1 rRNA gene and 1 pseudogene are annotated in these 572 nt (G+C 66.1%); both read right to left on the reverse strand.

Annotated features, from left to right (window positions below):
• Positions 1–346: pseudogene (locus ACWC97_RS18950) on the reverse strand (tetratricopeptide repeat protein); the annotation flags it as partial.
• Between the two features lie 129 nt (positions 347–475).
• Positions 476–572, reverse strand: a 5S ribosomal RNA gene (gene rrf, locus ACWC97_RS18955); the annotation flags it as partial.

The raw sequence follows: 572 nt of genomic DNA on the forward strand, positions 1-572 counted from the left end.
CACCGCTACGACTGTCATCACGCCGGTTGTCATCACGGCGGAACCCACCACCACGGTTGTCGTCGCGCCGGTTGTCGTCACGACGGAACCCACCACCGAAGCCGCCGCCACGGTTGTCATCCCGGCGCGGGCCACGATCGCGGTCACGGTCCCGGTCGTCACGACGGAATCCGCCACCGGAAGGCCGGCTGTCATCGCGCCGGTAGCCACCACGGTCATTGCGGTCGTTGTCCCGGCGCGGCCCGCCGGAACGGCCGTCGCGATGGCCGCCGAAGCCGCCCCGGTCACCACCGTCCCGGCGACGCGGCTCGCGCTCCGAACGATCGTCGGGAGAGTTGGTGGACATCGGCAAGACTCCTGTCATCGGGTACTACAAGACATTCTGACGCAGCCGGACACCCGACGCGCTTCGACAAAAACAAAAAGGACCCTTGGTCCCAGCGTGAACGCTGGGACCAAGGGTCCTTGAAAGATTGCTCGGCGGCGTCCTACTCTCCCACAGGGTCCCCCCTGCAGTACCATCGGCGCTGAAAGGCTTAGCTTCCGGGTTCGGAATGTAACCGGGCGTTTCC

Source organism: Streptomyces sp. NPDC001108, assembly GCF_053598535.1.